General features: G+C 70.6%; 25 protein-coding genes and 4 tRNA genes. 20 read left to right on the forward strand and 9 right to left on the reverse strand.

Annotated features, from left to right (window positions below; all coding sequences use genetic code 11):
- The first annotated feature begins 95 nt into the window (after positions 1 to 95).
- From htpX to ACIGW2_RS02115, 3 genes are read left to right on the forward strand one after another with little or no spacing between them, the layout of a single operon-like run.
- The gene (gene htpX / locus ACIGW2_RS02105) at positions 96 to 959 is read left to right on the forward strand and encodes a zinc metalloprotease HtpX (protein ID WP_361575069.1); all 864 of its coding nucleotides are present in this window, start codon (positions 96 to 98) and stop codon (positions 957 to 959) included.
- Positions 956 to 1369, forward strand: coding sequence for a YccF domain-containing protein (locus ACIGW2_RS02110; protein ID WP_391653221.1), 414 nt, complete (start codon positions 956 to 958; stop codon positions 1367 to 1369). The genes htpX and ACIGW2_RS02110 overlap by 4 nt, the downstream gene beginning before the upstream one ends.
- Positions 1369 to 2373 (forward strand): hypothetical protein, encoded by a 1005-nt coding sequence (locus ACIGW2_RS02115; RefSeq protein WP_399840606.1) that lies wholly within the window; start codon positions 1369 to 1371, stop codon positions 2371 to 2373. Before ACIGW2_RS02110 ends, ACIGW2_RS02115 begins: the two co-directional genes overlap by 1 nt.
- Here the strand turns inward: ACIGW2_RS02115 and ACIGW2_RS02120 are convergent.
- On the reverse strand, positions 2339 to 3571 hold the full coding sequence (locus ACIGW2_RS02120) for an APC family permease (RefSeq protein ID WP_399840607.1): 1233 nt from the start codon (positions 3569 to 3571) through the stop codon (positions 2339 to 2341). The two genes, ACIGW2_RS02115 and ACIGW2_RS02120, sit on opposite strands and share 35 nt — an antisense overlap.
- Positions 3572 to 3629: 58 nt before the next feature.
- On the opposite strand from ACIGW2_RS02120, the gene ACIGW2_RS02125 reads away from it, so the two are divergent.
- Positions 3630 to 3899, forward strand: coding sequence for a GlsB/YeaQ/YmgE family stress response membrane protein (locus ACIGW2_RS02125; RefSeq protein WP_356063673.1), 270 nt, complete (start codon positions 3630 to 3632; stop codon positions 3897 to 3899).
- A 16-nt stretch (positions 3900 to 3915) separates the two neighbouring features.
- On the opposite strand, the gene ACIGW2_RS02130 is transcribed toward ACIGW2_RS02125, so the two are convergent.
- The 3 genes from ACIGW2_RS02130 to ACIGW2_RS02140 form a co-directional block, all read right to left on the reverse strand.
- Positions 3916 to 4548, reverse strand: coding sequence for an alpha-ketoglutarate-dependent dioxygenase AlkB family protein (locus ACIGW2_RS02130; RefSeq protein WP_399840609.1), 633 nt, complete (start codon positions 4546 to 4548; stop codon positions 3916 to 3918).
- Positions 4541 to 5056 carry a methylated-DNA--[protein]-cysteine S-methyltransferase gene (locus ACIGW2_RS02135; RefSeq protein ID WP_399840610.1) on the reverse strand — a complete coding sequence of 172 codons (516 nt, stop codon included), beginning with the start codon at positions 5054 to 5056 and terminating at the stop codon, positions 4541 to 4543. The genes ACIGW2_RS02130 and ACIGW2_RS02135 overlap by 8 nt, the downstream gene beginning before the upstream one ends.
- 66 nt (positions 5057 to 5122) lie before the next feature.
- The gene (locus tag ACIGW2_RS02140; protein WP_356063680.1) at positions 5123 to 5614 is read right to left on the reverse strand and encodes a YajQ family cyclic di-GMP-binding protein; all 492 of its coding nucleotides are present in this window, start codon (positions 5612 to 5614) and stop codon (positions 5123 to 5125) included.
- A gap of 169 nt (positions 5615 to 5783) precedes the next feature.
- Between ACIGW2_RS02140 and ACIGW2_RS02145 the strand changes: the two genes are divergently transcribed.
- Positions 5784 to 5865, forward strand: a tRNA-Tyr gene (locus ACIGW2_RS02145).
- A 72-nt stretch (positions 5866 to 5937) separates the two neighbouring features.
- Here the strand turns inward: ACIGW2_RS02145 and ACIGW2_RS02150 are convergent.
- Positions 5938 to 6594, reverse strand: coding sequence for an NAD(P)H-binding protein (locus ACIGW2_RS02150; RefSeq protein WP_391653216.1), 657 nt, complete (start codon positions 6592 to 6594; stop codon positions 5938 to 5940).
- A gap of 2 nt (positions 6595 to 6596) precedes the next feature.
- The gene (locus ACIGW2_RS02155) at positions 6597 to 7880 is read right to left on the reverse strand and encodes an amidohydrolase family protein (protein ID WP_391653215.1); all 1284 of its coding nucleotides are present in this window, start codon (positions 7878 to 7880) and stop codon (positions 6597 to 6599) included.
- A 252-nt stretch (positions 7881 to 8132) separates the two neighbouring features.
- Here ACIGW2_RS02155 and ACIGW2_RS02160 point away from each other — a divergent pair.
- The 6 genes from ACIGW2_RS02160 to ACIGW2_RS02185 all read left to right on the forward strand — a co-directional run bounded on the left by ACIGW2_RS02160 (position 8133) and on the right by ACIGW2_RS02185 (position 10698).
- Positions 8133 to 8205, forward strand: a tRNA-Thr gene (locus tag ACIGW2_RS02160).
- 44 nt (positions 8206 to 8249) lie between these two features.
- A tRNA-Met gene (locus tag ACIGW2_RS02165) sits at positions 8250 to 8322 on the forward strand.
- A gap of 117 nt (positions 8323 to 8439) precedes the next feature.
- A complete protein-coding gene (rpmG, locus tag ACIGW2_RS02170) occupies positions 8440 to 8604 on the forward strand; it encodes a 50S ribosomal protein L33 (RefSeq protein ID WP_003948671.1) in 165 nt (54 codons plus the stop codon).
- An 88-nt stretch (positions 8605 to 8692) separates the two neighbouring features.
- Positions 8693 to 9145 (forward strand): MaoC family dehydratase N-terminal domain-containing protein, encoded by a 453-nt coding sequence (locus ACIGW2_RS02175; RefSeq protein WP_391653214.1) that lies wholly within the window; start codon positions 8693 to 8695, stop codon positions 9143 to 9145.
- Between the two features lie 2 nt (positions 9146 to 9147).
- Positions 9148 to 9576, forward strand: a complete 429-nt coding sequence (locus ACIGW2_RS02180; RefSeq protein ID WP_391653213.1) for a MaoC family dehydratase — start codon at positions 9148 to 9150, stop codon at positions 9574 to 9576.
- Positions 9577 to 9639: 63 nt separating this feature from the next.
- Positions 9640 to 10698, forward strand: a complete 1059-nt coding sequence (locus ACIGW2_RS02185) for a UDP-N-acetylmuramate dehydrogenase (protein WP_391653212.1) — start codon at positions 9640 to 9642, stop codon at positions 10696 to 10698.
- Here the strand turns inward: ACIGW2_RS02185 and ACIGW2_RS02190 are convergent.
- Entirely contained in the window at positions 10695 to 11333 is a 639-nt protein-coding gene (locus tag ACIGW2_RS02190; protein ID WP_399840612.1) for an NAD(P)-dependent oxidoreductase, read from the reverse strand. The genes ACIGW2_RS02185 and ACIGW2_RS02190 overlap by 4 nt on opposite strands.
- A gap of 101 nt (positions 11334 to 11434) precedes the next feature.
- Here ACIGW2_RS02190 and ACIGW2_RS02195 point away from each other — a divergent pair, with 101 nt between their 5' ends.
- Entirely contained in the window at positions 11435 to 12031 is a 597-nt protein-coding gene (locus ACIGW2_RS02195; protein WP_391653210.1) for a TetR/AcrR family transcriptional regulator, read from the forward strand.
- Between the two features lies 1 nt (position 12032).
- On the opposite strand, the gene ACIGW2_RS02200 is transcribed toward ACIGW2_RS02195, so the two are convergent.
- Both ACIGW2_RS02200 and ACIGW2_RS02205 read right to left on the reverse strand, forming a co-directional pair.
- The gene (locus ACIGW2_RS02200) at positions 12033 to 13064 is read right to left on the reverse strand and encodes an adenosine deaminase (RefSeq protein WP_399840614.1); all 1032 of its coding nucleotides are present in this window, start codon (positions 13062 to 13064) and stop codon (positions 12033 to 12035) included.
- 140 nt (positions 13065 to 13204) lie between these two features.
- A complete protein-coding gene (locus ACIGW2_RS02205; protein WP_361575113.1) occupies positions 13205 to 14431 on the reverse strand; it encodes a pyridoxal phosphate-dependent aminotransferase in 1227 nt (408 codons plus the stop codon).
- A 225-nt stretch (positions 14432 to 14656) separates the two neighbouring features.
- Between ACIGW2_RS02205 and ACIGW2_RS02210 the strand changes: the two genes are divergently transcribed.
- The 8 genes from ACIGW2_RS02210 (at position 14657) to rpoB (ending at position 22846) form a co-directional block, all read left to right on the forward strand.
- Positions 14657 to 14729: transfer RNA gene (locus ACIGW2_RS02210), tRNA-Trp, on the forward strand.
- A 106-nt stretch (positions 14730 to 14835) separates the two neighbouring features.
- Positions 14836 to 15120 carry a preprotein translocase subunit SecE gene (secE, locus tag ACIGW2_RS02215; protein ID WP_356063698.1) on the forward strand — a complete coding sequence of 95 codons (285 nt, stop codon included), beginning with the start codon at positions 14836 to 14838 and terminating at the stop codon, positions 15118 to 15120.
- Positions 15121 to 15164: 44 nt separating this feature from the next.
- On the forward strand, positions 15165 to 16061 hold the full coding sequence (nusG, locus tag ACIGW2_RS02220) for a transcription termination/antitermination protein NusG (protein WP_361575116.1): 897 nt from the start codon (positions 15165 to 15167) through the stop codon (positions 16059 to 16061).
- Positions 16062 to 16219: 158 nt separating this feature from the next.
- Positions 16220 to 16654, forward strand: coding sequence for a 50S ribosomal protein L11 (gene rplK / locus ACIGW2_RS02225; RefSeq protein WP_128980827.1), 435 nt, complete (start codon positions 16220 to 16222; stop codon positions 16652 to 16654).
- Between the two features lie 80 nt (positions 16655 to 16734).
- Positions 16735 to 17463 (forward strand): 50S ribosomal protein L1, encoded by a 729-nt coding sequence (gene rplA, locus ACIGW2_RS02230; RefSeq protein WP_361575120.1) that lies wholly within the window; start codon positions 16735 to 16737, stop codon positions 17461 to 17463.
- 320 nt (positions 17464 to 17783) lie between these two features.
- A complete protein-coding gene (gene rplJ, locus ACIGW2_RS02235) occupies positions 17784 to 18314 on the forward strand; it encodes a 50S ribosomal protein L10 (protein ID WP_361575123.1) in 531 nt (176 codons plus the stop codon).
- Positions 18315 to 18433: 119 nt separating this feature from the next.
- Positions 18434 to 18820: a 50S ribosomal protein L7/L12 gene (gene rplL, locus ACIGW2_RS02240; RefSeq protein ID WP_356063708.1), complete on the forward strand. Its 387-nt coding sequence runs from the start codon at positions 18434 to 18436 to the stop codon at positions 18818 to 18820.
- Between the two features lie 543 nt (positions 18821 to 19363).
- Positions 19364 to 22846, forward strand: coding sequence for a DNA-directed RNA polymerase subunit beta (rpoB, locus tag ACIGW2_RS02245; RefSeq protein WP_356063710.1), 3483 nt, complete (start codon positions 19364 to 19366; stop codon positions 22844 to 22846).
- Positions 22847 to 22902 lie beyond the last annotated feature (56 nt).

Consider the following 22902-nt stretch of genomic DNA (forward strand, 5'->3'; position numbering starts at 1 on the left):
TCCCGCCTGGCGTTGACCAGGAGGGGAGGGTCCACTGGACGGTGGACCCCCGCAGAGCGAAGGGTTCCCCTGCCGCACCACTTGGAGGGCGTACCGTGCACCGCCGGCACAACGGGCTGAGGACCGCCGTCCTCCTCGGAGGGCTCTCCGCCCTCATCATCGTCATCGGCAGCTTCTTCGGGCGTACGGGCCTGATCGTCGCGGTCGTCGTGGCGCTCGGCACCAACGCGTACGCGTACTGGAACAGCGACAAGCTGGCGCTGCGCGCCATGCGCGCCCGGCCCGTGAGCGAGTTCGAGGCCCCGGCGCTCTACCGGATGGTCCGCGAGCTCTCCACGCAGGCCCGCCAGCCCATGCCACGGCTCTACATCTCGCCCACCCAGGCGCCGAACGCCTTCGCCACCGGCCGCAACCCGCGCAACGCCGCCGTGTGCTGCACCGAGGGCATCCTCGCCCTCCTCGACGAGCGCGAGCTGCGCGGGGTCATCGGGCACGAGCTGAGCCACGTCTACAACCGGGACATCCTGATCTCCTCGGTGGCCGGCGCCCTCGCCTCGGTGATCATGTTCCTGGTGAACTTCGCCTGGCTGATCCCCGTCGGCCGCTCCAACGACGACGAGGGCCCCGGCATCCTCGGCTATCTCCTGGTGCTCATCCTCGGCCCGATCGCCGCCTCGCTCATCCAGCTGGCCATCTCCCGCTCCCGCGAGTACGAGGCCGACGCCTCCGGCGCCCAGCTCACCGGCGACCCGCTCGCCCTCGCCAGCGCCCTGCGCAAGCTGGAGGCGGGCACCAAGCAGCTCCCGCTGCCGCCCGAGCCCAAGATCGAGACCGCCAGCCACATGATGATCGCGAACCCCTTCCGCCCGGGACAGGGGATGTCCAGAATGTTCTCCACCCACCCGCCGATGGCGGAGCGCATCGCCCGGCTCGAGCAGATGGCAGGTCGTCGCCCGTGAAGACAATCCTCAACATCATCTGGCTGGTCTTCAGCGGCTTCTGGCTGTTCCTCGGCTATCTCGCCGCAGGGCTGATCCTCTGCATCACGATCATCGGCATCCCCTTCGGCATCGCGGCCTTCCGCATCGCCGTCTACGCCCTGTGGCCCTTCGGCCGCACCGTCGTCGACCGCCGCGACGCCGGCGCCCCGTCCTGCGTGGGCAACGTGCTGTGGCTGATCCTCGCCGGCTGGTGGCTCGCGCTCGGCCACATCGTCACCGGCGTCGCCCAGTGCGTCACGATCATCGGCATCCCGCTCGGCATCGCCAACTTCAAGATGATCCCGCTGTCGCTGCTCCCGCTCGGCAAGGAGATCGTCCCCACCGACCAGCCCCACCCCGGCTACGGCTACGGCTACCAGGGCCGCTAGTGGACACCCCCAGGTACGCGCTGCTGTCCGGGATCCACGCCGTCGCCCTCTGCAAGGACGTCGACGGACTGTACGGGGAACCCGCCCCGCTGCCCCGGGTGGTCCACGAGCTGCGCGGCTGCGAGCCGCGCGGCGAGCTCGCCAGGGCCGTCACCGAGGCCGTCGTCGAGGGCACCAGCCCGCTCGGCACCCTCCACGTCCGCACCCCCGACGCCCACACCTGGACCTTCACCGGCGTACGGGTCCTCGGCGGCCGCGGCGACGTCGTCACCATCGAGTCCGACGGCGGCCCCACCCGCTCCTACGCCGCACCGCCCGCCGTCCCCTGCGGCAACCTCGTCCGCGTCACTGAACCCGAGCCGCCCGAGCGCACCCACACCGAGGTGACCTTCCTCGGCTGCTCCCCGCGCGGGAAGCTGCGCGACGCGCTCGCCGCCGGCGCGACCGAGTTCGGCGCGGTCCGCTACGAGGTGCTCCGGCGCGTGGGCAGCGGCTTCCACCAGGCGGACGCGGGCCGCATCACCGCCTGGGACACCTCCGCCACCCACCGCGGCCTGCTCGACCTCACCGTGGCCTTTCCCCGCACCGGACTGATACCCCCGCAGCGGCGCCGGGTCTGGGACGTGTTCTTCGGTTACGGCGCCCCCGCCGAGCCCGGCACCTGGCGCCGCTTCGGCCGCGCGGAGCGGGAGGAGTGGCTGAACCAGGCCGCCCTGCGCGGCACGTACGGCGTCCCCGGGATCGTCCCCGGAGGCACGTACGAGCTCGACGGCACCGACATCGAGGACGAGACCTCCTTCGACTGCGCCCTCGGGGAGGCCGTCCACGGCCCCGGCCGGGCGTTCTCCGGCAGCCTCGCGCACGTCACGCTGGTCTGGCGGAACGCGGACGCCTCCCGCTCCCGGATGGGCGTCCTGCCCTACGCGGCGGAGCACCGCCCGCCCTCGTTCGAGGAGCTCGTGGACCGGCTCAGGTCCGAGGGGGCTCGGGTCGTCCTCGCCTGACCGCGTGCGCCACCACGCCCACCGCGAGCACCCCGAGGCCCGCCAGCACCGAGGCCGGCGGCAGCGAGAAGGCGAGGGCCGCGCAGCCCGCCAGGCCCAGCACCGCCAGCGGCCGGTCCCGGCGGCCCAGCGTCCAGGCGGAGGCGTTGGCGATCGCGTAGTAGACCAGCACCCCGAAGGACGAGAAACCGATCGCGCCCCGCACGTCCACCAGCGCCACCACCACGGCCACCACCGCGCCGACCGCGAGCTCCGCGTGGTGCGGCACCCGGAAGCGCGGGTGCACGGCCGCGAGCGCGGCCGGCAGGTGCCCGTCCCTGGCCATGGCCAGGGCGGTCCGGGAGACCCCGAGGATCAGCGACAGCAGCGAGCCCAGCGCGGCGACCGCCGCGCCCACCGTGACCACCGGCACCAGCCAGCCCGCCCCCGCCGCCCGCGCCGCGTCCGCGAGCGGGGCCGCGGAGGCCGCCAGGGCGTTCGGGCCGAGCACGGCGAGCACGGACACGGCGACGGCCGCGTAGACCACGAGCGTGATGCCGAGCGCGAGCGGCACCGCCCGCGGGATCGTGCGCTCCGGGTCGCGCACCTCCTCGCCGAGCGTGGTGATCCGCGCGTACCCGGCGAACGCGAAGAACAGCAGCCCGGCCGCCTGCAGCACCCCGCCGGCCGGCACCTCCCCGGCCAGCGCGAGCCGCCCCGCCTGACCGGCCCCGGCGATCGTCGCGACCACGGCCGCCAGGACGGCCAGCACCACCGCCACCACGATCCGGGTGACCAGCGCGGACTTCTGCATGCCCCGGTAGTTGACGGCGGTGAGCAGCACGACCGACGCCACCGCCACCGTGTGCGCCTGCTCCGGCCACACGTACGCGCCCACGGTCAGCGCCATCGCCGCGCAGGACGCCGTCTTGCCGATGACGAAGGCCCACCCGGCCAGATAGCCCCAGAACGCGCCGAGCCGCTCCCGCCCGTAGACGTAGGTCCCCCCGGAGGCCGGATAGCGGGCGGCGAGCCGGGCCGAGGCCATGGCGTTGCAGTAGGCCACGACCGCGGCGACGCCGAGCGCCGGGAGGAGTCCCGGCCCGGCCGCGCGGGCCGCTGGCCCGAGCGCCGCGAAGATCCCGGCGCCGACCATCGAGCCGAGCCCGATGACGACGGCGTCGAACACCCCGAGGGTGCGGCGCAATTCCTGTGTCATGCTCCGCACATTAGTGGGGCCCGGCAACCACCTGGACCTCGCGGGCGTCCTCCTGGGCATGAGCATCATCAGCTGGATCGTTCTCGGCCTGCTCGCGGGCGTCATCGCCAAGGTCCTGCTCCCGGGCCGCGACCCGGGCGGCCTCATCGGCACGACGGTCATCGGCGTCGTCGGCGCCTTCCTCGGCGGCTGGCTGTCCGCCCGTTTCCTGGACCGCCCGATCACCCAGGACTTCTACGACGGCGCCACCTGGATCTCCGCGATCGGCGGCTCCCTGGTGCTGCTCATCGCGTACCGGATCCTGTTCGGCCACTCGCGCGAACGCTAGGGGGTGTCCGGGGCCCTCAGAGCCCCGTCTCCCTGAGCGTGACGTTCAGCCGCCCCCTGAGCCCCAGACCGGGGGCGGCCGTCCCCGCGTACACCCTCGGCACCCCGTGGAAGGCGAACCGCGACGGCCCGCCGAACACGAACAGGTCCCCGGACTCCAACTCCACGTCCGTCCACGGCCGTCCGCGGCCCTCGGCGTTCCCGAGCCGGAACACGCACGTGTCGCCCAGGCTCAGCGAGACCACCGGCGCCGGCGACCGCTCCTCGCGGTCCTGGTGCATGCCCATCCGCGCGCCCTCGCCGTAGAAGTTCACGAGCGCGGTGTCCGGAGCGAAACCTTCGACGGCGCCGCCGTACGCCTCGGCCAGCGCCGCGCGCCCCAAGTCGCCCAGCCAGTCGGGCACTTCCGCCAGGTTCTCCTCCCGGCCGAGATAGCGGTACGGCACCCAGCGCCGCCCCAGACACAGCGAGCGCACCGACATCACCCCGCCGCCCGGCAGCACCGTGTGCTCGTACGCGGTCGGCCCCCGGCCGAACTCCCGGCAGGCCGCCACCAGTTCCCGCTGCCGCGCGAACGACAGCCAGCCGGGCACGTGCACCGCACCCGGCGCCGGCTCGCTCCGCTCGCGCGGGAACAGTCCCTCAGTCACCGCTCGCGAGGGCCCCTTCGAGCGCCAGCAGCCGCTCCTTGCGGTCCAGCCCGGCCGCGTAGCCGCGCAGACTCCCGTCGGCCCCGATCACCCGGTGACAGGGCCGCACCACGAGCAGCGGATTGCGCCCGATCGCGGTCCCCACGGCCCGCACGCCGGCCCCGGACGAGCCGACCCGCCGTGCGATGTCCCCGTACGAGACGGTGGCGCCGTACGGGATCTCCTCCAGGGCCGTCCACACCTGCCGCTGGAAGACGGTCCCCGTCTCCTCGTACGCCAGGTCGAAACCGTCCCGCCGCCCGGCGAAGTACGCGTCGAGCTGCCCCGCGACCTCCTCGAACGCCGCCGGGTCGCACGTCCAGGCGTCCTCGACGCGGACGCCGCCCTTCTGGCCCTCCAGCGACAGCGACCGCAGCACGAGCGAACCCCCGTCGGCGACCCGCCCCACCAGGAGCATCGTGCCGAGGGGGCCGTCGACGTGGGCGTAGAGAGTGCTGTTCGTCGTCATGCGTCCAGTGTGCGAGCCCCACCCGCGGCGCGGCTGGCGGTTTTCGGACACCGCACTCGGGCGGTCCTACCGGTAGTTCACGAACTGCAGGGCGAAGTCGAAGTCCTTGCCCTTCAGCAGCGCGATGACGGCCTGCAGGTCGTCCCGGCTCTTCGACGTGACCCGCAGCTCGTCGCCCTGCACCTGCGCCTTGACGCCCTTGGGGCCCTCGTCGCGGATGACCTTGGCGACCTTCTTCGCGTTCTCCTGGGAGATGCCCTCCTGGATGGAGGCGAAGAGCTTGTACTCCTTGCCGGACAGCTGCGGCTCGCCCTCGACGTCCAGCGACTTCAGCGAGATGCCCCGCTTGATCAGCTTGGACTCGAAGACGTCGAGGATCGCCTTGACCCGCTCCTCGCCGTTCGCCTGCATCAGGATCTTCTCGCCCGACCAGGAGATCGAGGCGTTGGTGCCCTTGAAGTCGTAGCGCTGCGTGATCTCCTTCGCGGCCTGGTTGAGGGCGTTGTCGACCTCCTGCCGCTCGACCTTGGAGACGATGTCGAAACTGGAGTCGGCCATGAGGTGAGGCTCCTTGCTCGGATGCGTTCGGTACAGCGCAAAGCGTAGCCACCGGCCCCGTCGCAGACCCGTGATCAATCCGGTGGCGAAGCACCCCTGGGGATCAGGTATTGTTTACGTCGTTGCCAGGGAGCGCAGCCGAAAAGCGGCTCCGGGGCAGCGATCCCATGGCGGTGTGCCCGAGTGGCCAATGGGAGCGGACTGTAAATCCGTCGGCTTAGCCTACCCAGGTTCGAATCCTGGCGCCGCCACGCGATGCAGAAGGTCCCCGGTGTTCGCACCGGGGACCTTCTCGCGTTCGCCGGGCTGGCGCCCGGCCGGGGTCAGTTGCCGGCGATGTCCTTCACCGCCACCGACAGCGGGACGCCGCCCGAGATCAGTTCCAGGGTCAGGCCGGCGGTGGCCGGGGTGTCGAGGAGTTCGGCGAGGGCGGCGGCCACGTCGTCGCGGGGGACCGGGCCGCGGCCCGTGTGGGCCTCCAGGCGGACCAGGCCCGTGCCGGCGTCGTCGGTGAGCATGCCGGGGCGCAGGACCGTCCAGTCGAGGCCCGGGCGGGAGCGGATGTCGTCGTCGGCCGCGCCCTTGGCGCGGAGGTAGGCGTCGAAGACCTCGTCGCCCCGGTGCCCGGCGTCGGCGCCCATCGAGGAGACCACGAGGAAGCGCCGTACCCCCGCCGCCTCGGCCCCGTCGGCGAACAGGACCGCCGCCGCCCGGTCCACCGTCTCCTTGCGGTCCGCGCCGCTGCCCGGGCCCGCGCCGGCCGCGAAGACGGCCGCGTCCGCGCCCTCCAGGACCCGTCTGACGTCCCCGGGCGAGGCCGCCTCCAGGTCCAGCACGACCGGCTCGGCGCCGGCCGCCAGCAGGTCGTCCGCCTGTTCGGCGCGGCGGATGATCCCCACCGGGTCGTGGCCCCGCGCGGCGAGCAGCCGCGCCAGCCGCAGGCCGATCCGTCCGTGTCCTCCAGCGATGACTACGCGCATACTCACGACCGTACGACGCCGGGTCCGCCCGGGCCTCCCGAGTCCGGCCGCGGCGGGCGGGTCTGCCGGGGCAGGTCCAGGGCCGCCGCCGAGTCGCAGTACTCCCGCACCGCACTCGTCCGCGCCACCACCCGCCCCCGGTGCACCACGATCCGGCTGTACGCGAGGGAGAGCACGCCCGCCAGCCGCTCGCCCCGCACCGCCAGGAGTTCCGCCGGGAAGCCCGCCTCCACCCGTACCTCCGGCAGCCCCATCGCGGCCCGGGCCTCGCCGCTCACCGCCGCGTACGCCTCGGGCGCGGGCAGTCCGCCCAGCGAGGCCAGCAGGTACGCGGCCTCCAGCGGGTCGCCGCGCCCCACCGGGTTGGACACGTCCCGCAGCGCCCCGCCGCCGGCCGCCACCCGCACCCCGGCCGCGCGCAGCAGCCGCACCGGGGCCGTGCCCCGCGCCCCCGTCGCCCCGCAGCCGCCCTGCGGCAGGCAGACCACCGTCACGCCGGCCGCCGCCAGCTGGTCCGCCGCCCTGCGGGCCTGCTCGGCGGGCAGCCGCGCCAGCCCCGCGCACGGGCCGATCGTCACCCCCGGCCGCAGCCCCCCGGCCATCGCGGCGAGCCGGGCGAGCCGGGCCGGGTCGGCGCCGTCGGTGTGCAGGTCCACCGGGCAGCCGTGCTCGGCGGCGACCTCCAGGAGCGCCTCCACGTAGCCCGTCGGGTCCGGGTCCAGGTCGGGGCAGCCGCCGACCACCCCGGCGCCCATCTTCACCGCGTCCCGCAGCATCGCGAGCCCGTCGGCGCCGGCCGCCCCGGTCAGCAGCCGGGGCGTCGCCACCGTCGTCAGGTCGGCCAGCCCGCGCAGCGAGCGCCGTGCCTGCAGCGCCGCCTCCAGCGGCCCGAGCCCGTGCACGTCGCCGATCCGCACATGGGCGCGCAGCGCCGTCGCGCCGTGCCCGAGCTGGAGCAGGGCGGCCTCGGTGACCCGGCGCTGGACCTCCTCGGTCGCGTACGAGACGGGGCCCGGGGTGTCCGCGGTGAGCGCCGTGTCGAGGTGGGCGTGGGGTTCGGCGGGCGCGGGCAGGAGCAGATAGCCGGACAGGTCGACGCGGGCGCCGACGGCGGCCAGGCTGCCGGCCGTGCCGACGGCCTCGATCCGCCCGCGGCCGAGCCGCACGTCCACGGTCCGGCCGTCGGTCAGCCGCGCGTTCGCGAGCAGCAGCGACGCGGCCTCGGCGGCGGTGGCCGGGGCGCGGTCGTCGGGCGACGGCTGGGGCTGCTTGCTGTCGGCTGACAATCGGGCTCCTCGGGGTCCGGGCAGACGGCTCGCCAAGATCAAGATCACGCAGCGTGGGCCCGAGCCTAGGGGCGCCCGGAGCCGCCAACGAGGAGGAGCGCAATAGTCGTACTGATGACTGCACGAGTGGCCTAGGGGGCGTCCTGGGGCCGCCGGGAAGGCGCCGCGAAGCCTCCGTGAAGGCGCCGCCGGGAGGGTGCGGGAAACGGATTTGGGTGATGGGCCGCAGACCGTGTAATGTCTTCCTCGCTCGCCCCAATAGCTCAGTCGGCAGAGCGTCTCCATGGTAAGGAGAAGGTCTACGGTTCGATTCCGTATTGGGGCTCTGGTGAAGAGGAACCCGCCTTCGGGCGGGATCCGAATCATCAAAGCGGTGTAGCTCAGTCGGTAGAGCAAGCGGCTCATAATCGCTGTGTCACCGGTTCAAGTCCGGTCACCGCTACACACGGTAGCCGATTGTGGGGTCGGTCCTGCGATCGGCTACTCTTTCATGTTCCCTCTCTGTCTCCGACACGAGAGGGGCCCAGTCCATCCCATCCGTCCGTCAAGGAGCACTCACGTGGCTGCCACCGACGTCCGCCCGAAGATCACGCTGGCCTGCGTGGAGTGCAAGGAGCGGAACTACATCACCAAGAAGAACCGGCGCAACAACCCGGACCGTCTTGAGATGAAGAAGCACTGCCCTCGCTGCAACGCGCACACCGCGCACCGCGAGACGCGCTAAACAGGCTCGTACACGAGGCCGTCCCCAGCCGGGGACGGCCTCGCGTCGTTTCTACGCAAGAGATCCAGGAGCAGGAGGTTTCGAGGCCATGGCGCTCGACCAGTCCTTCGTGGGCCGGACCTATCCGCCCACCGCGCCGTACGAGGTCGGCCGCGAGAAGATCCGCGAATTCGCCGAGGCGGTCGGTGACGCCAACCCCGCGTACACCGACCCGGAGGCGGCCAAGGCCCTCGGCCACCCGGACGTCGTCGCCCCGCCGACCTTCGTGTTCGCGATCACGTTCAAGGCCGCCGGCCAGGTGATCGAGGACCCGCAGCTGGGCCTGGACTACAGCCGCGTGGTGCACGGCGACCAGAAGTTCGCCTACACCCGCCCGGTCCGCGCCGGTGACCGCCTCTCGGTGACCAGCACCATCGAGGCGATCAAGTCCCTCGCCGGCAACGACATCCTGGACATCCGCGGCGAGGTCCACGACGAGACCGGCGAGCACGTCGTGACCGCCTGGACCAAGCTCGTGTCCCGCGCCCCCGAGGAGGCCTGACCGTGACCGCGAAGATCGCCTACGACGAGGTCGAGGTCGGCACCGAGCTGCCCGCGCAGACCTTCCCCGTGACCCGCGCCACGCTGGTGAGGTACGCCGGCGCCTCCGGTGACTTCAACCCGATCCACTGGAACGAGAAGTTCGCCAAGGAGGTCGGCCTCCCGGACGTCATCGCCCACGGCATGTTCACCATGGCCGAGGCGATCCGCGTCGTCACCGACTGGGCCGGCGACCCGGCCGCCGTCGTCGAGTACGGCGTCCGCTTCACCAAGCCGGTCGTCGTCCCCAACGACGACCAGGGCGCCGTGATCGAGGTCTCCGCCAAGGTCGCCGCCAAGCTGGACGACCAGCAGGTGCGCGTCGACCTCACCGCGACCAGCGCCGGGCAGAAGGTGCTTGGCATGAGCCGGGCCGTGGTCCGGCTGGCGTGACGCCGGCAGCGTGACGAGCGACACGGGCCCTTCCCTTCGGGAGGGGCCCGTACCCTTGTCCCCGTGCAGCTCCTCCACGACGCCCCCCTCGCGCCCCTGACCACCTTCCGGCTCGGCGGCCCCGCCGCCCGGCTCGTCACCGCCACCACCGACGACGAGGTCATCGCCGCGGTCCGCGAGGCCGACGCCGCCGGGGACCCGTTGCTGATCATCGGCGGCGGATCCAACCTGGTCATCGGGGACAAGGGCTTCGACGGCACCGCGCTGCGCATCGCCACCACCGGCTTCAGCCTCGACGGGACCCGGCTGGAGGTCGCCGCCGGCGAGGTCTGGACCGACGTCGTCGCCCGGACCGTCGAGGCCGGGCTCGCCGGGATCGAGTGCCTGGCCGGCATCCCCGGGTCCGCCGGTGCCACCCCGATCCAGAACGTCGGCGCGTACGGGCAGGACGTCTCCGCCACGATCACCGAGGTCGTCGCGTACGACCGGCGCGGCGAGGAGACGGTCACCCTCACGAACGCCGAGTGCGCCTTCTCGTACCGGCACAGCCTCTTCAAGGACCAGCCCGACCGTTACGTGGTGCTGCGCGTCCGCTTCGAGCTGGCGGACGCCGGTGGGATGTCGGCGCCGATCGCGTACCCGGAGACCGCGCGGGCCCTCGGGGTCGAGGCCGGGGACCGGGTGCCGCTGGCCGTCGCCCGCGAGACCGTCCTGAAGCTGCGGGCCGGCAAGGGCATGGTCCTGGACCCGGAGGACCACGACACGTGGTCGGCGGGCTCCTTCTTCACCAACCCGATCCTCACGGCGGGGGAGTACGAGGCCTTCCTCGGCCGGGTCGCCGAGCGGCTCGGCCCCGACGTCGCCCCGCCCGCGTACCCGGCGGGCGAGGAGGGGCGGATGAAGACCTCCGCCGCCTGGCTGATCGACAAGGCCGGCTTCACCAAGGGCTACGGCTCCGGGCCCGCCCGGATCTCCACCAAGCACACCCTCGCGCTGACCAACCGCGGCGAGGCGACCACCGAGGACCTGCTGGCCCTCGCGCGCGAGGTCGTCGCCGGGGTGCGGGACGCGTTCGGGGTGACCCTGGTCAACGAGCCCGTCACCGTCGGCGTCGAGCTCTAGTACGCCACTCCCACGCCCTGCCGCACCGTCGCCGGGTCGTCGACCGTCGCCAGCATCGCGTGCGCCACGTCCGCGCGGGCGAGGGTGCGGCCGCGGGGTGGGTTGCCGCCGATCACCCGGCGATAGCGGCCGGTGGCCGGCTTGTCCGTCAGCTTCGGCGGGCGGACGGAGGTCCAGTCGGTCGCGCTCGCGGCGAGCTCGGCCTCCATGGCGCGCAGATCGGTGTAGACGTCCTTGAGGACGGAGTTGATGATCGCGAGCATCGCCTTGTCGGCGACGCCCTGACCCTCCGGGACCGGGCCCACGGGCGCGGCGCTGACCACGACCAGGCGGCGGGTCGTGGTGGGTTCCATGGCGCGCAGGACGGCGCGGGTCAGGCGGGCGGCGACGCCGGTGGCCGCGTCGGCGCGGTTGCGGGCGCCGAGGCCGGAGAGGACCGCGTCCCGGCCGGCCACCGCAGGGCGCAGGGCCGCGGGGTCGGACAGGTCGGAGCGGAAGACGTCGAGCCGGGGGCCGGTGACGGGGAAGCGGGCCGGGTCGCGGACGACGGCGGTCACCTCGTGGCCCGCGTCGAGGGCCTGGCGGACGATCTCCTGGCCGATGCCGCCGGTGGCACCGAAGACGGTGAGCTTCATGGCACACCCTCCTGTCGGGGTGGGTAAGTGTTCACTCACCCCTAGGGTGGGTAAGCACTCACTCACTCGTCAAGCCGTCAGGCCGTCCATCGGGAGCATGCGTGGAGCAGAAGCCGACCCGGACCCGGATCATCGACGCCGCCCGGGACCTCATGCACACCGCCGGCCTGGCCCGCACCACCACCAAGGAGATCGCCAAGGCGGCCGGCTGCTCCGAGGCGGCGCTCTACAAGTACTTCTCCAGCAAGGAGGAGCTCTTCGTCACCGTCCTCAACGAACGGCTGCCCCGGCTCGGCGACCTCCTCGGCACCCTCGCCGTCGACCCCGAGGGCCGCACGGTCGAGGAGAACCTGGTCGAGATCGCCCGCCGCGCCGCGCTCTTCTACGAGCAGACCTTCCCGATGGCCGCCTCCCTCTACGCCGAGCCGCAGCTCAAGGCGCGCCACGAGGAGATCATGCGCGGGCTCGGCCGCGGCCCGCACATGCCGATCGAGGGCCTCGCCGAGTACCTGCGCGCCGAGCAGCGGCACGGGCGCATCGCGGCCGACGCCGACCCGCTCGCCGCGGCCTCCCTCCTCCTCGGCGCCTGCGTGCACCGGGCCTTCGCCTGGGAGATGACCCCGGGCGGCCGGCCCCCGCAGGACCTCGACGCCTTCGCCCGCTCCATCGCCCGCACCCTCATGGCGGGGATCGGCTGACTCACGCGGCCGGCGCCGCCAGCCAGTCGTCGATCCCCGACAGCAGCTTCGCCCGGACGTCCTCCGGCGCCGCCGAACCCCGCACCGACTGGCGCGCCAGCTCGGCCAGCTCCTCGTCCGTGAAGCCGTGGTACCGGCGCGCGATCTCGTACTGCGCGGCCAGGCGCGAGCCGAAGAGCAGCGGGTCGTCCGCGCCGAGCGCCATCGGCACGCCCGCCTCGAACAGGGTGCGCAGCGGCACGTCCTCCGGCTTGTCGTACACCCCGAGCGCCACGTTCGACGCCGGGCACACCTCGCAGGTCACCCCGCGCTCGGCGAGCCTGCGCAGCAGCCGCGGGTCCTCCGCGGCCCGTACGCCGTGCCCGACGCGGGCCGCCCGCAGGTCGTCCAGGCAGTCCCGTACGGAGGAGGGGCCGGTCAGCTCGCCGCCGTGCGGGGCCGCGAGCAGGCCGCCCTCGCGGGCGATCGCGAAGGCCCGGTCGAAGTCGCGGGCCATGCCGCGCCGCTCGTCGTTGGAGAGCCCGAAGCCCACCACGCCCCGGTCCGCGTAGCGCACCGCGAGCCGGGCCAGGGTGCGGGCCTCCAGCGGGTGCTTCATGCGGTTGGCGGCGACCAGGACCCGCATCCCCAGCCCGGTGTCCCGGGAGGCCGCGTCGACCGCGTCCAGGATGATCTCCAGGGCCGGGATGAGGCCGCCGAGCAGCGGCGCGTACGAGGTGGGGTCGACCTGGAGCTCCAGCCAGCCCGAGCCGTCCCGGACGTCCTCCTGCGCGGCCTCCCGCACCAGGCGCTGGATGTCCTCCGGCTCGCGCAGGCACGAGCGGGCCATGTCGTACAGGCGCTGGAAGCGGAACCAGCCGCGCTCGTCGGTGGCCCGCAGCTGCGGGGGCGTACCGCTCTTCAAGGCGTCCGGCAGGTGCACCCCGTACTTGTCGGCCAGTTCGAGCAGGGTCGAGGGCCGCATCGAACCGGTGAAGTGCAGGTGCAGGTGGGCCTTGGGCAGGGTGCTGAGATCGCGGGAAGGGTGCTCCATTGGCCGATCCTGCCTTACCCGAACGGCGGTATGCACGGCGATTCCCCGATCGGGACCTTGCTCGAACGTAAAAACTGCCCCCCGCTTCGCGAGAAGCGGAGGGCAGTCGGAGCGCCTCCGAAAATCCGGAGGGCGTCGGATCAGTCGCGGGCCTCCGCGAGCAGCTTCTGGATCCGGGACACGCCCTCGACCAGGTCCTCGTCGCCCAGCGCGTAGGACAGGCGCAGATAGCCCGGGGTGCCGAAGGCCTCGCCCGGGACGACCGCGACCTCGGCCTCGTCCAGGATCAGCGCGGCCAGCTCGACCGAGTCCTGCGGGCGCTTGCCGCGGATCTCCTTGCCGAGCAGCGCCTTCACCGACGGGTAGGCGTAGAAGGCGCCCTCCGGGGTCGGGCAGTAGACGCCCTCGATCTCGTTGAGCATCCGCACGATGGTCTGGCGGCGCCGGTCGAAGGCCTCGCGCATCTTGGCGACCGCGTCCAGGTCGCCGGAGACGGCGGCGAGCGCGGCGACCTGGGCCACGTTGCTCACGTTGGAGGTGGCGTGCGACTGCAGGTTGGTCGCGGCCTTCACGACGTCCTTCGGGCCGATGATCCAGCCCACCCGCCAGCCGGTCATCGCGTACGTCTTGGCGACGCCGTTCACGACGATGCACTTGTCGCGCAGCTCCGGCAGGACCGCCGGCAGTGACACGGCGGAGGCGTCGCCGTAGACCAGGTGCTCGTAGATCTCGTCGGTCAGCACCCACAGGCCGTGCTCGACGGCCCAGCGGCCGATGGCCTCGGTCTCGGCCTCGGTGTAGACGGCGCCGGTCGGGTTGGAGGGGGAGACGAAGAGGACGACCTTGGTCTTCTCCGTGCGCGCGGCCTCCAGCTGCTCCACGGACACGCGGTAGCCGGTGGTCTCGTCGGCCACGACCTCGACCGGGACGCCGCCGGCGAGGCGGATCGACTCGGGGTACGTGGTCCAGTACGGGGCCGGGACGATGACCTCGTCGCCCGGGTCGAGGATCGCGGCGAACGCCTCGTAGATGGCCTGCTTGCCACCGTTGGTCACGAGCACCTGGGACGGGTCGACCTCGTAACCGGAGTCGCGCAGCGTCTTGGCCGCGATCGCCGCCTTGAGCTCGGGCAGGCCGCCGGCCGGCGTGTAGCGGTGGTACTTGGGGTTCTTGCAGGCCTCCACGGCCGCCTCGACGATGTAGTCCGGCGTCGGGAAGTCGGGCTCACCCGCGCCGAAGCCGATGACCGGGCGCCCGGCGGCCTTGAGGGCCTTGGCCTTGGCGTCGACGGCGAGGGTGGCGGACTCGGAGATCGCACCGATCCGGGCGGAGACCCGGCGCTCGGTGGGAGGGGTAGCAGCGCTCATACGGCCATCGTCCCAGACCCCGTCCGGGCCCGGCACACAGGTTTCACGGAGCGGACAGGAACGGTCAATCCCGGTCGTACGCACGGTTCGCGGGGCCGTGCCGGGCGCCCTTCGGCAGGTCGGCGCGGTTCCTGTTCGACGTAGGGGCCCATGACCACGTACACTCACTGCTCGTTGGCCCGCACCGACCACATCTCACGATGCGGTAGGTTGGGGGAACCACAAAGGGTCGTAGCTCAATTGGTAGAGCACCGGTCTCCAAAACCGGCGGTTGGGGGTTCAAGTCCCTCCGGCCCTGCTACACACACCGCCAGGTTGTGTGCGCATGTACGTACTCCTTGCACCGCCGTGCGGCTCCAATTCCGGGCGCGGCACGGCCACGACCCGGAATCAGGTGAGACATCGTGACGGATGCCGTAGGCTCCATCGACATGCCTGATGCCGAGGATGCCGCGCCGGAGTCCAAGAAGACCCGGAAGGGCGGCAAGCGCGGAAAGAAGGGCCCTCTCGGCCGTCTCGCGCTGTTCTACCGCCAGATCATCGCGGAGCTCCGCAAGGTCGTCTGGCCCACTCGCAGCCAGCTGACGACGTACACCACTGTGGTGATTGTCTTCGTTGTCATCATGATCGGTCTCGTGACCGTGATTGACTATGGCTTCCAGGAAGCAGTCAAGTACGTCTTCGGCTGACTTTTTGTTCCACCCCATCTGTAGCGCAGGAAGAAGCAGCCACCGTGTCTGACGCGAACCTGAACGACGCCTTCGAGTCCGAGCCCGTCGAGGACGAGCTGGACATCGTCGAGGCGGCCGACGAGGACCAGGCCGAAGCTGCGGACGCCGAGGCCGGCGAGGCCGCCGAGGAAGCCGCCGTCGAGATCGAGGACGAGACCGACGAGGTCGCGGACGTCGAGGACGAGGACGGCACCGAGGTCGCCGAGATCGAGGCCGCCGAGGAAGAGGCCGAGGAGGCCGACGAGGTCGAGGACGCGGTCGAGGCCGAGCCCGCCGCCCCGGTCGACCCCATCGCCGCGCTCCGCGAGGAGCTGCGCGGCCTGCCCGGCGAGTGGTACGTGATCCACACCTACGCGGGCTACGAGAAGCGCGTGAAGGCCAACCTGGAGCAGCGCGCCGTCTCGCTGAACGTCGAGGACTTCATCTACCAGGCCGAGGTCCCCGAGGAAGAGATCGTCCAGATCAAGAACGGCGAGCGCAAGAACGTCCGGCAGAACAAGCTGCCCGGTTACGTGCTCGTCCGCATGGACCTGACGAACGAGTCCTGGGGCGTCGTCCGCAACACCCCCGGTGTCACCGGCTTCGTCGGCAACGCCTACGACCCGTACCCGCTGACCCTGGACGAGATCGTCAAGATGCTCGCCCCGGAGGCCGAGGAGAAGGCCGCCCGCGAGGCCGCCGAGGCCGAGGGCAAGCCGGCTCCGGCCCGCAAGGTCGAGGTCCAGGTGCTCGACTTCGAGGTCGGCGACTCGGTCACCGTCACCGACGGCCCCTTCGCCACGCTCCAGGCGACGATCAACGAGATCAACGCCGACTCGAAGAAGGTCAAGGGCCTCGTCGAGATCTTCGGTCGCGAGACCCCGGTCGAGCTCAGCTTCGACCAGATCCAGAAGAACTGACGACTCAAGTTTCCGGACAGGTCAGAGGGGCTGCACAGCCCCTCTGACCTGCTCGGTTTTTGGACGCGCAGCTATACCCGTTATCGTTGTGCGGTATGCCTCCATCCGGATGACCGGATGGATCGGCTGAAAACTCTCACTAGGACCCGGAGAGAGCTATGCCTCCCAAGAAGAAGAAGGTCACGGGGCTTATCAAGCTCCAGATCAACGCCGGTGCGGCCAACCCGGCCCCGCCGGTCGGCCCCGCGCTGGGTCAGCACGGCGTCAACATCATGGAGTTCTGCAAGGCCTACAACGCCGCGACCGAGTCGCAGCGCGGTTGGGTCATCCCGGTGGAGATCACGGTCTACGAGGACCGTTCCTTCACCTTCATCACGAAGACCCCGCCGGCCGCGAAGATGATCCTCAAGGCCGCGGGCGTGGAGAAGGGCTCCGGCGAGCCGCACAAGACCAAGGTCGCCAAGATCACCGAGGCGCAGGTCCGCGAGATCGCCACCACCAAGATGCCCGACCTGAACGCCAACGACCTGGACGCCGCCGCGAAGATCATCGCCGGCACCGCCCGTTCCATGGGCATCACGGTCGAGGGCTGATCAGTCCTTCGCAGTCCCCAGTGGTAGGGCCAAGCGCTGGCCCGCACCACGACTCCACACCTGAACCCACAGGAGCAGAAGTGAAGCGCAGCAAGTCCCTCCGGGCTGCCGACGCCAAGATCGACCGGGAGAAGCTGTACGCCCCGCTCGAGGCCGTGCGTCTGGCCAAGGAGACCTCCACCACCAAGTTCGACGGCACCGTCGAGGTGGCCTTCCGTCTGGGCGTCGACCCGCGCAAGGCCGACCAGATGGTCCGTGGCACCGTGAACCTTCCGCACGGCACCGGTAAGACCGCCCGGGTCCTGGTCTTCGCGACCGGTGACCGTGCCGAGGCCGCGATCGCCGCGGGCGCCGACATCGTCGGCTCCGACGAGCTCATCGACGAGATCTCCAAGGGCCAGCGCCTGAACGAGTTCGACGCCGTCGTCGCCACCCCGGACCTCATGGGCAAGGTCGGCCGCCTCGGCCGCGTGCTCGGTCCGCGTGGTCTCATGCCGAACCCCAAGACCGGCACCGTGACCCCCGATGTCGCCAAGGCTGTCAACGACATCAAGGGCGGCAAGATCGAGTTCCGCGTCGACAAGCACTCGAACCTGCACTTCATCATCGGCAAGGTGTCCTTCGACGACACCAAGCTGGTGGAGAACTACGCGGCGGCCCTGGAGGAGATCCTCCGTCTGAAGCCGTCCGCCGCCAAGGGTCGCTACATCAAGAAGGCCGCCATCACCACCACGATGGGCCCCGGCATTCCGGTCGACGCCAACCGCACCCGCAACCTCCTCGTCGAGGAGGACCCGGCCGCGGTCTGAGCTTCTGAAGCTCGCTAGACGGTCATCGGGCCCCGCACCTTCCAAGGTGCGGGGCCCGATTTGCCTTTCCTCGACCCCTTCCTGTACTCTTCTGAGGAAGCCAAAGACCGCTGGTCGTCGCTGTGCCTGCAAGGGCGCGGTGGCCGAAGGATTCGCTGAGATGCGAGCGACCCGCGCAGGTGACAGTGGAAGAGTTCCCGCCCCGGTGCGTTTCGTTCCGGATCGGTCGAGCTGAGCCCCGTGCGCCTGCGCCCGGGGCGTTTTCGTTTGTTCAGCCCCTTCTGAGCGGTCCTCATCACCCGGAAGGAGGCTGACGCACTATGCCGACGCCCAACAAGGCTGCATCGGTGGCCGAGCTCGCGGACGCGTTCCAGAGCTCCACCGCCGCCGTGCTGACCGAGTACCGGGGTCTCACCGTGGCCCAGCTCAAGACGCTGCGCCGTTCCCTCGGTGAGAACGCCCAGTACGCCGTGGTGAAGAACACGCTGACCAAGATTGCGGCCAACCAGGCTGGGATCACCGCGCTGGACGACCACTTCGCTGGTCCGACGGCGGTCGCCTTCGTCACCGGTGACCCGGTGGAGTCGGCGAAGGCTCTGCGTGACTTCGCCAAGGAGAACCCGAACCTCATCATCAAGGCCGGTGTCCTTGACGGTAAGGCTCTCTCCGCCGACGACATCAAGAAGCTTGCGGACCTCGAGTCCCGCGAGGTTCTGCTCAGCAAGCTGGCCGGCGCCTTCAAGGGCAAGCAGTCCCAGACTGCCTCGCTCCTCAAGGCTCTGCCGTCGAAGTTCGTCCGCACCGCGGAGGCGCTTCGTGCCAAGCAGGCCGAGCAGGGCGGTGCCGAGTAATTCGGCTCGCGCATTGATCCGTACCGCCATACGGGCGGAACGGGTCACAGCGGGCCGTCAGTACGCCCGCCTCACATGAACATCCGGCACCTGCCGAATTAGTGGAAGGATCGCCCATCATGGCGAAGCTCACCCAGGACGAGCTGCTTGCCCAGTTCGAGGAGATGACCCTCATCGAGCTCTCCGAGTTCGTGAAGGCCTTCGAGGAGAAGTTCGACGTCACCGCCGCCGCGGCCGTCGCCGCTGTCGCCGCCCCGGTCGGTGGCGGCGCCGAGGGTGGCGCTGTTGAGGAGAAGGACGAGTTCGACGTCATCCTCACCGGCGCCGGCGACAAGAAGATCCAGGTCATCAAGGTCGTGCGCGAGCTGACCTCCCTGGGTCTGAAGGAGGCCAAGGACCTCGTCGACGGCACCCCGAAGCCGGTCCTCGAGAAGGTCAACAAGGAGGCCGCTGACAAGGCCAAGGAGGCGCTCGAGGGCGCCGGTGCCGCCGTCGAGGTCAAGTAACACCTCGTCGCGTCAGCGACTCTCGCAGGGCGTGTAACGCTCGCAGCGTGAAGGGCGATCATCCATCTGGGTGGTCGCCCTTCGGCGTTCCCGGAGACGGCGTGGCGGCGGTCGTGCGGGCCCGGGGGAGCGGAGTAAGGTGATCTTCGCCGTGCGCCGCGCAGCGGCGGGGGCCTTGACGAACAGCACGGACCGCGCAATTCTCAGGACGCGTCGTCACATCGATCCGATTCCGAGGCATGGATCGACGACCGAACGGGCAGTATCGAGGTGCGCCGCACGGCGCGAGGCATCGCGGAGTTGAGAGCAACGAGGGTCGCGAAGAACTCGCCCTGGACATCAGTGGGCCAAGTGGCTACACTGACCCTTTGCGCTGCCTGTTAGCTGTCCCCTGCCCGTCACCAGGGGCATACCCTCGCAACCGCTTCGCTGGTCGACCCACTCTGACCTGGCCTTTTGGCCATTCGGATCATCGTCTTCCACGGGGCTCCGCTAGGGACCGGTACGCGCGCAGTGAGTCCGAGCCCTCGGAAGGACCCCCTCTTGGCCGCCTCGCGCAACGCCTCGACCAATACGAACAACGGCGCCAGCACCGCCCCGCTGCGCATCTCCTTTGCAAAGATCAAGGAGCCCCTCGAGGTTCCGAACCTCCTCGCGCTCCAGACCGAGAGCTTCGACTGGCTGCTCGGCAACGCCGCGTGGAAGGCTCGCGTCGAGGCCGCCCTTGAGTCGGGACAGGACGTCCCCACGAAGTCCGGTCTGGAGGAGATCTTCGAGGAGATCTCCCCGATCGAGGACTTCTCCGGGTCGATGTCGCTGACCTTCCGCGACCACCGCTTCGAGCCGCCGAAGAACTCGATCGAAGAGTGCAAGGACCGGGACTTCACCTACGGTGCCCCGCTCTTCGTCACCGCCGAGTTCACGAACAACGAGACCGGCGAGATCAAGTCCCAGACGGTCTTCATGGGCGACTTCCCGCTCATGACCAACAAGGGCACCTTCGTCATCAACGGCACCGAGCGTGTCGTCGTGTCGCAGCTCGTGCGTTCGCCCGGCGTCTACTTCGACTCCTCCATCGACAAGACGTCCGACAAGGACATCTTCTCCGCCAAGATCATCCCGTCCCGGGGTGCCTGGCTGGAGATGGAGATCGACAAGCGCGACATGGTCGGCGTGCGCATCGACCGCAAGCGCAAGCAGTCCGTCACCGTCCTCCTGAAGGCCCTCGGCTGGACCACCGAGCAGATCCTGCAGGAGTTCGGCGAGTACGAGTCCATGCGCGCCACCCTGGAGAAGGACCACACCCAGGGCCAGGACGACGCGCTGCTCGACATCTACCGCAAGCTCCGTCCGGGCGAGCCGCCGACGCGCGAGGCCGCCCAGACGCTGCTGGAGAACCTGTACTTCAACCCGAAGCGCTACGACCTCGCGAAGGTCGGCCGCTACAAGGTCAACAAGAAGCTCGGCGCCGACGAGCCGCTGGACGCGGGTGTCCTCACCACCGACGACATCATCGCGACCATCAAGTACCTGGTGAAGCTGCACGCCGGCGAGACCGAGACCATCGGTGCCAACGGCAGCGAGATCGTCGTCGAGCCCGACGACATCGACCACTTCGGCAACCGTCGTCTGCGCAACGTCGGCGAGCTCATCCAGAACCAGGTCCGCACCGGTCTGGCCCGCATGGAGCGCGTCGTCCGCGAGCGCATGACCACCCAGGACGTCGAGGCGATCACGCCGCAGACCCTGATCAACATCCGGCCGGTCGTCGCCTCCATCAAGGAGTTCTTCGGCACCAGCCAGCTGTCGCAGTTCATGGACCAGAACAACCCGCTGTCCGGGCTGACGCACAAGCGTCGTCTGTCCGCGCTCGGCCCGGGTGGTCTGTCCCGTGAGCGGGCCGGCTTCGAGGTCCGAGACGTGCACCCGTCCCACTACGGACGCATGTGCCCGATCGAGACCCCCGAAGGCCCGAACATCGGTCTGATCGGTTCGCTCGCCTCGTACGGCCGGATCAACCCCTTCGGCTTCATCGAGACGCCGTACCGCAAGGTCATCGACGGCCAGGTCACCGACGAGGTCGACTACGTCACGGCCGACGAGGAGGACCGCTTCGTCATCGCCCAGGCGAACGCGACCCTGAACGACGAGCTCCGCTTCACCGAGCCGCGCGTCCTGGTCCGCCGCCGTGGCGGCGAGGTCGACTACGTCTCCCCGGCCGACGTCGACTACATGGACGTCTCGCCGCGCCAGATGGTGTCGGTCGCGACCGCCATGATCCCCTTCCTCGAGCACGACGACGCCAACCGTGCCCTCATGGGCGCGAACATGATGCGTCAGGCCGTCCCGCTGATTAAGTCGGAGGCCCCGCTCGTCGGCACCGGCATGGAGTACCGCTGCGCCACCGACGCCGGCGACGTGCTCAAGGCCGAGAAGGACGGTGTCATCCAGGAGCTGTCCGCGGACTACATCACCGTGGCCAACGACGACGGCACCTACATCACGTACCGCCTGGCCAAGTTCTCCCGCTCGAACCAGGGCACCTCGGTCAACCAGAAGGTCGTCGTCTCCGAGGGCGACCGCGTGATCGAGGGCCAGGTCCTCGCCGACGGCCCCGCCACCGAGAACGGTGAGATGGCGCTCGGCAAGAACCTGCTCGTGGCGTTCATGCCGTGGGAGGGTCACAACTACGAGGACGCGATCATCCTGTCGCAGCGCCTCGTGCAGGACGACGTCCTCTCCTCGATCCACATCGAGGAGCACGAGGTCGACGCCCGTGACACCAAGCTCGGCCCCGAGGAGATCACCCGGGACATCCCGAACGTCTCCGAGGAGGTCCTGGCCGACCTCGACGAGCGCGGCATCATCCGCATCGGTGCCGAGGTCGTCGCCGGCGACATCCTGGTCGGCAAGGTCACCCCGAAGGGCGAGACCGAGCTGACCCCGGAGGAGCGCCTGCTCCGCGCGATCTTCGGCGAGAAGGCCCGTGAGGTCCGTGACACCTCGCTGAAGGTGCCGCACGGCGAGACCGGCAAGGTCATCGGCGTCCGCGTCTTCGACCGCGAGGAGGGCGACGAGCTTCCCCCGGGCGTGAACCAGCTGGTCCGCGTCTACGTCGCCCAGAAGCGCAAGATCACCGACGGTGACAAGCTCGCCGGCCGTCACGGCAACAAGGGTGTCATCTCCAAGATCCTCCCGATCGAGGACATGCCCTTCCTCGAGGACGGCACCCCGGTCGACATCATCCTCAACCCGCTCGGCGTCCCGTCCCGAATGAACCCGGGACAGGTCCTGGAGATCCACCTCGGCTGGCTCGCCAGCCGCGGCTGGGACGTCTCCGGCCTCGCCGACGAGTGGGCGCAGCGCCTCCAGGCCATCGGTGCCGACCAGGTCGCCCCCGGCACCAACGTCGCCACCCCGGTCTTCGACGGTGCGCGCGAGGACGAGCTCGCGGGTCTGCTCCAGCACACCATCCCGAACCGCGACGGCGAGCGCATGGTGCTCCCGTCCGGCAAGGCGCGCCTGTTCGACGGCCGCTCCGGCGAGCCGTTCCCGGACCCGATCTCCGTCGGGTACATGTACATCCTCAAGCTCCACCACCTGGTCGACGACAAGCTGCACGCCCGCTCGACCGGCCCGTACTCGATGATCACCCAGCAGCCGCTGGGTGGTAAGGCCCAGTTCGGTGGTCAGCGCTTCGGTGAGATGGAGGTGTGGGCGCTGGAGGCTTACGGCGCCGCGTACGCCCTCCAGGAGCTGCTGACGATCAAGTCCGACGACGTGACCGGCCGCGTGAAGGTCTACGAGGCCATCGTCAAGGGCGAGAACATCCCTGAGCCCGGCATCCCCGAGTCCTTCAAGGTGCTCATCAAGGAGATGCAGTCCCTGTGCCTCAACGTGGAGGTGCTGTCCTCGGACGGCATGTCCATCGAGATGCGCGACACCGACGAGGACGTCTTCCGCGCTGCGGAGGAGCTCGGCATCGACCTGTCCCGGCGCGAGCCGAGCAGCGTCGAAGAGGTCTGACGGGAGTCCGGTGCGGGGGCTCAGCCACTGAGCCCCCCGCCGGCCCCAGGACCCCC

Origin of the sequence: Streptomyces sp. NPDC053541, assembly GCF_044544705.1 — a bacterium.
GTDB lineage: Bacteria > Actinomycetota > Actinomycetes > Streptomycetales > Streptomycetaceae > Streptomyces.

Coding starts and splice junctions, on each gene's coding strand:
- ACIGW2_RS02190 (WP_399840612.1), bottom strand. CDS start 11,333: ATGAAGCTCACCGTCTTCGGTGCCACCGGCGGCATCGGCCAGGAGATC.
- rplL (WP_356063708.1), top strand. CDS start 18,434: ATGGCGAAGCTCACCCAGGACGAGCTGCTTGCCCAGTTCGAGGAGATG.
- ACIGW2_RS02150 (WP_391653216.1), bottom strand. CDS start 6,594: ATGCGCGTAGTCATCGCTGGAGGACACGGACGGATCGGCCTGCGGCTG.
- ACIGW2_RS02120 (WP_399840607.1), bottom strand. CDS start 3,571: ATGACACAGGAATTGCGCCGCACCCTCGGGGTGTTCGACGCCGTCGTC.
- ACIGW2_RS02125 (WP_356063673.1), top strand. CDS start 3,630: ATGAGCATCATCAGCTGGATCGTTCTCGGCCTGCTCGCGGGCGTCATC.
- rplJ (WP_361575123.1), top strand. CDS start 17,784: ATGCCGACGCCCAACAAGGCTGCATCGGTGGCCGAGCTCGCGGACGCG.
- ACIGW2_RS02140 (WP_356063680.1), bottom strand. CDS start 5,614: ATGGCCGACTCCAGTTTCGACATCGTCTCCAAGGTCGAGCGGCAGGAG.
- ACIGW2_RS02200 (WP_399840614.1), bottom strand. CDS start 13,064: ATGGAGCACCCTTCCCGCGATCTCAGCACCCTGCCCAAGGCCCACCTG.
- rplK (WP_128980827.1), top strand. CDS start 16,220: ATGCCTCCCAAGAAGAAGAAGGTCACGGGGCTTATCAAGCTCCAGATC.
- ACIGW2_RS02135 (WP_399840610.1), bottom strand. CDS start 5,056: ATGACGACGAACAGCACTCTCTACGCCCACGTCGACGGCCCCCTCGGC.
- ACIGW2_RS02205 (WP_361575113.1), bottom strand. CDS start 14,431: ATGAGCGCTGCTACCCCTCCCACCGAGCGCCGGGTCTCCGCCCGGATC.
- ACIGW2_RS02175 (WP_391653214.1), top strand. CDS start 8,693: ATGGCGCTCGACCAGTCCTTCGTGGGCCGGACCTATCCGCCCACCGCG.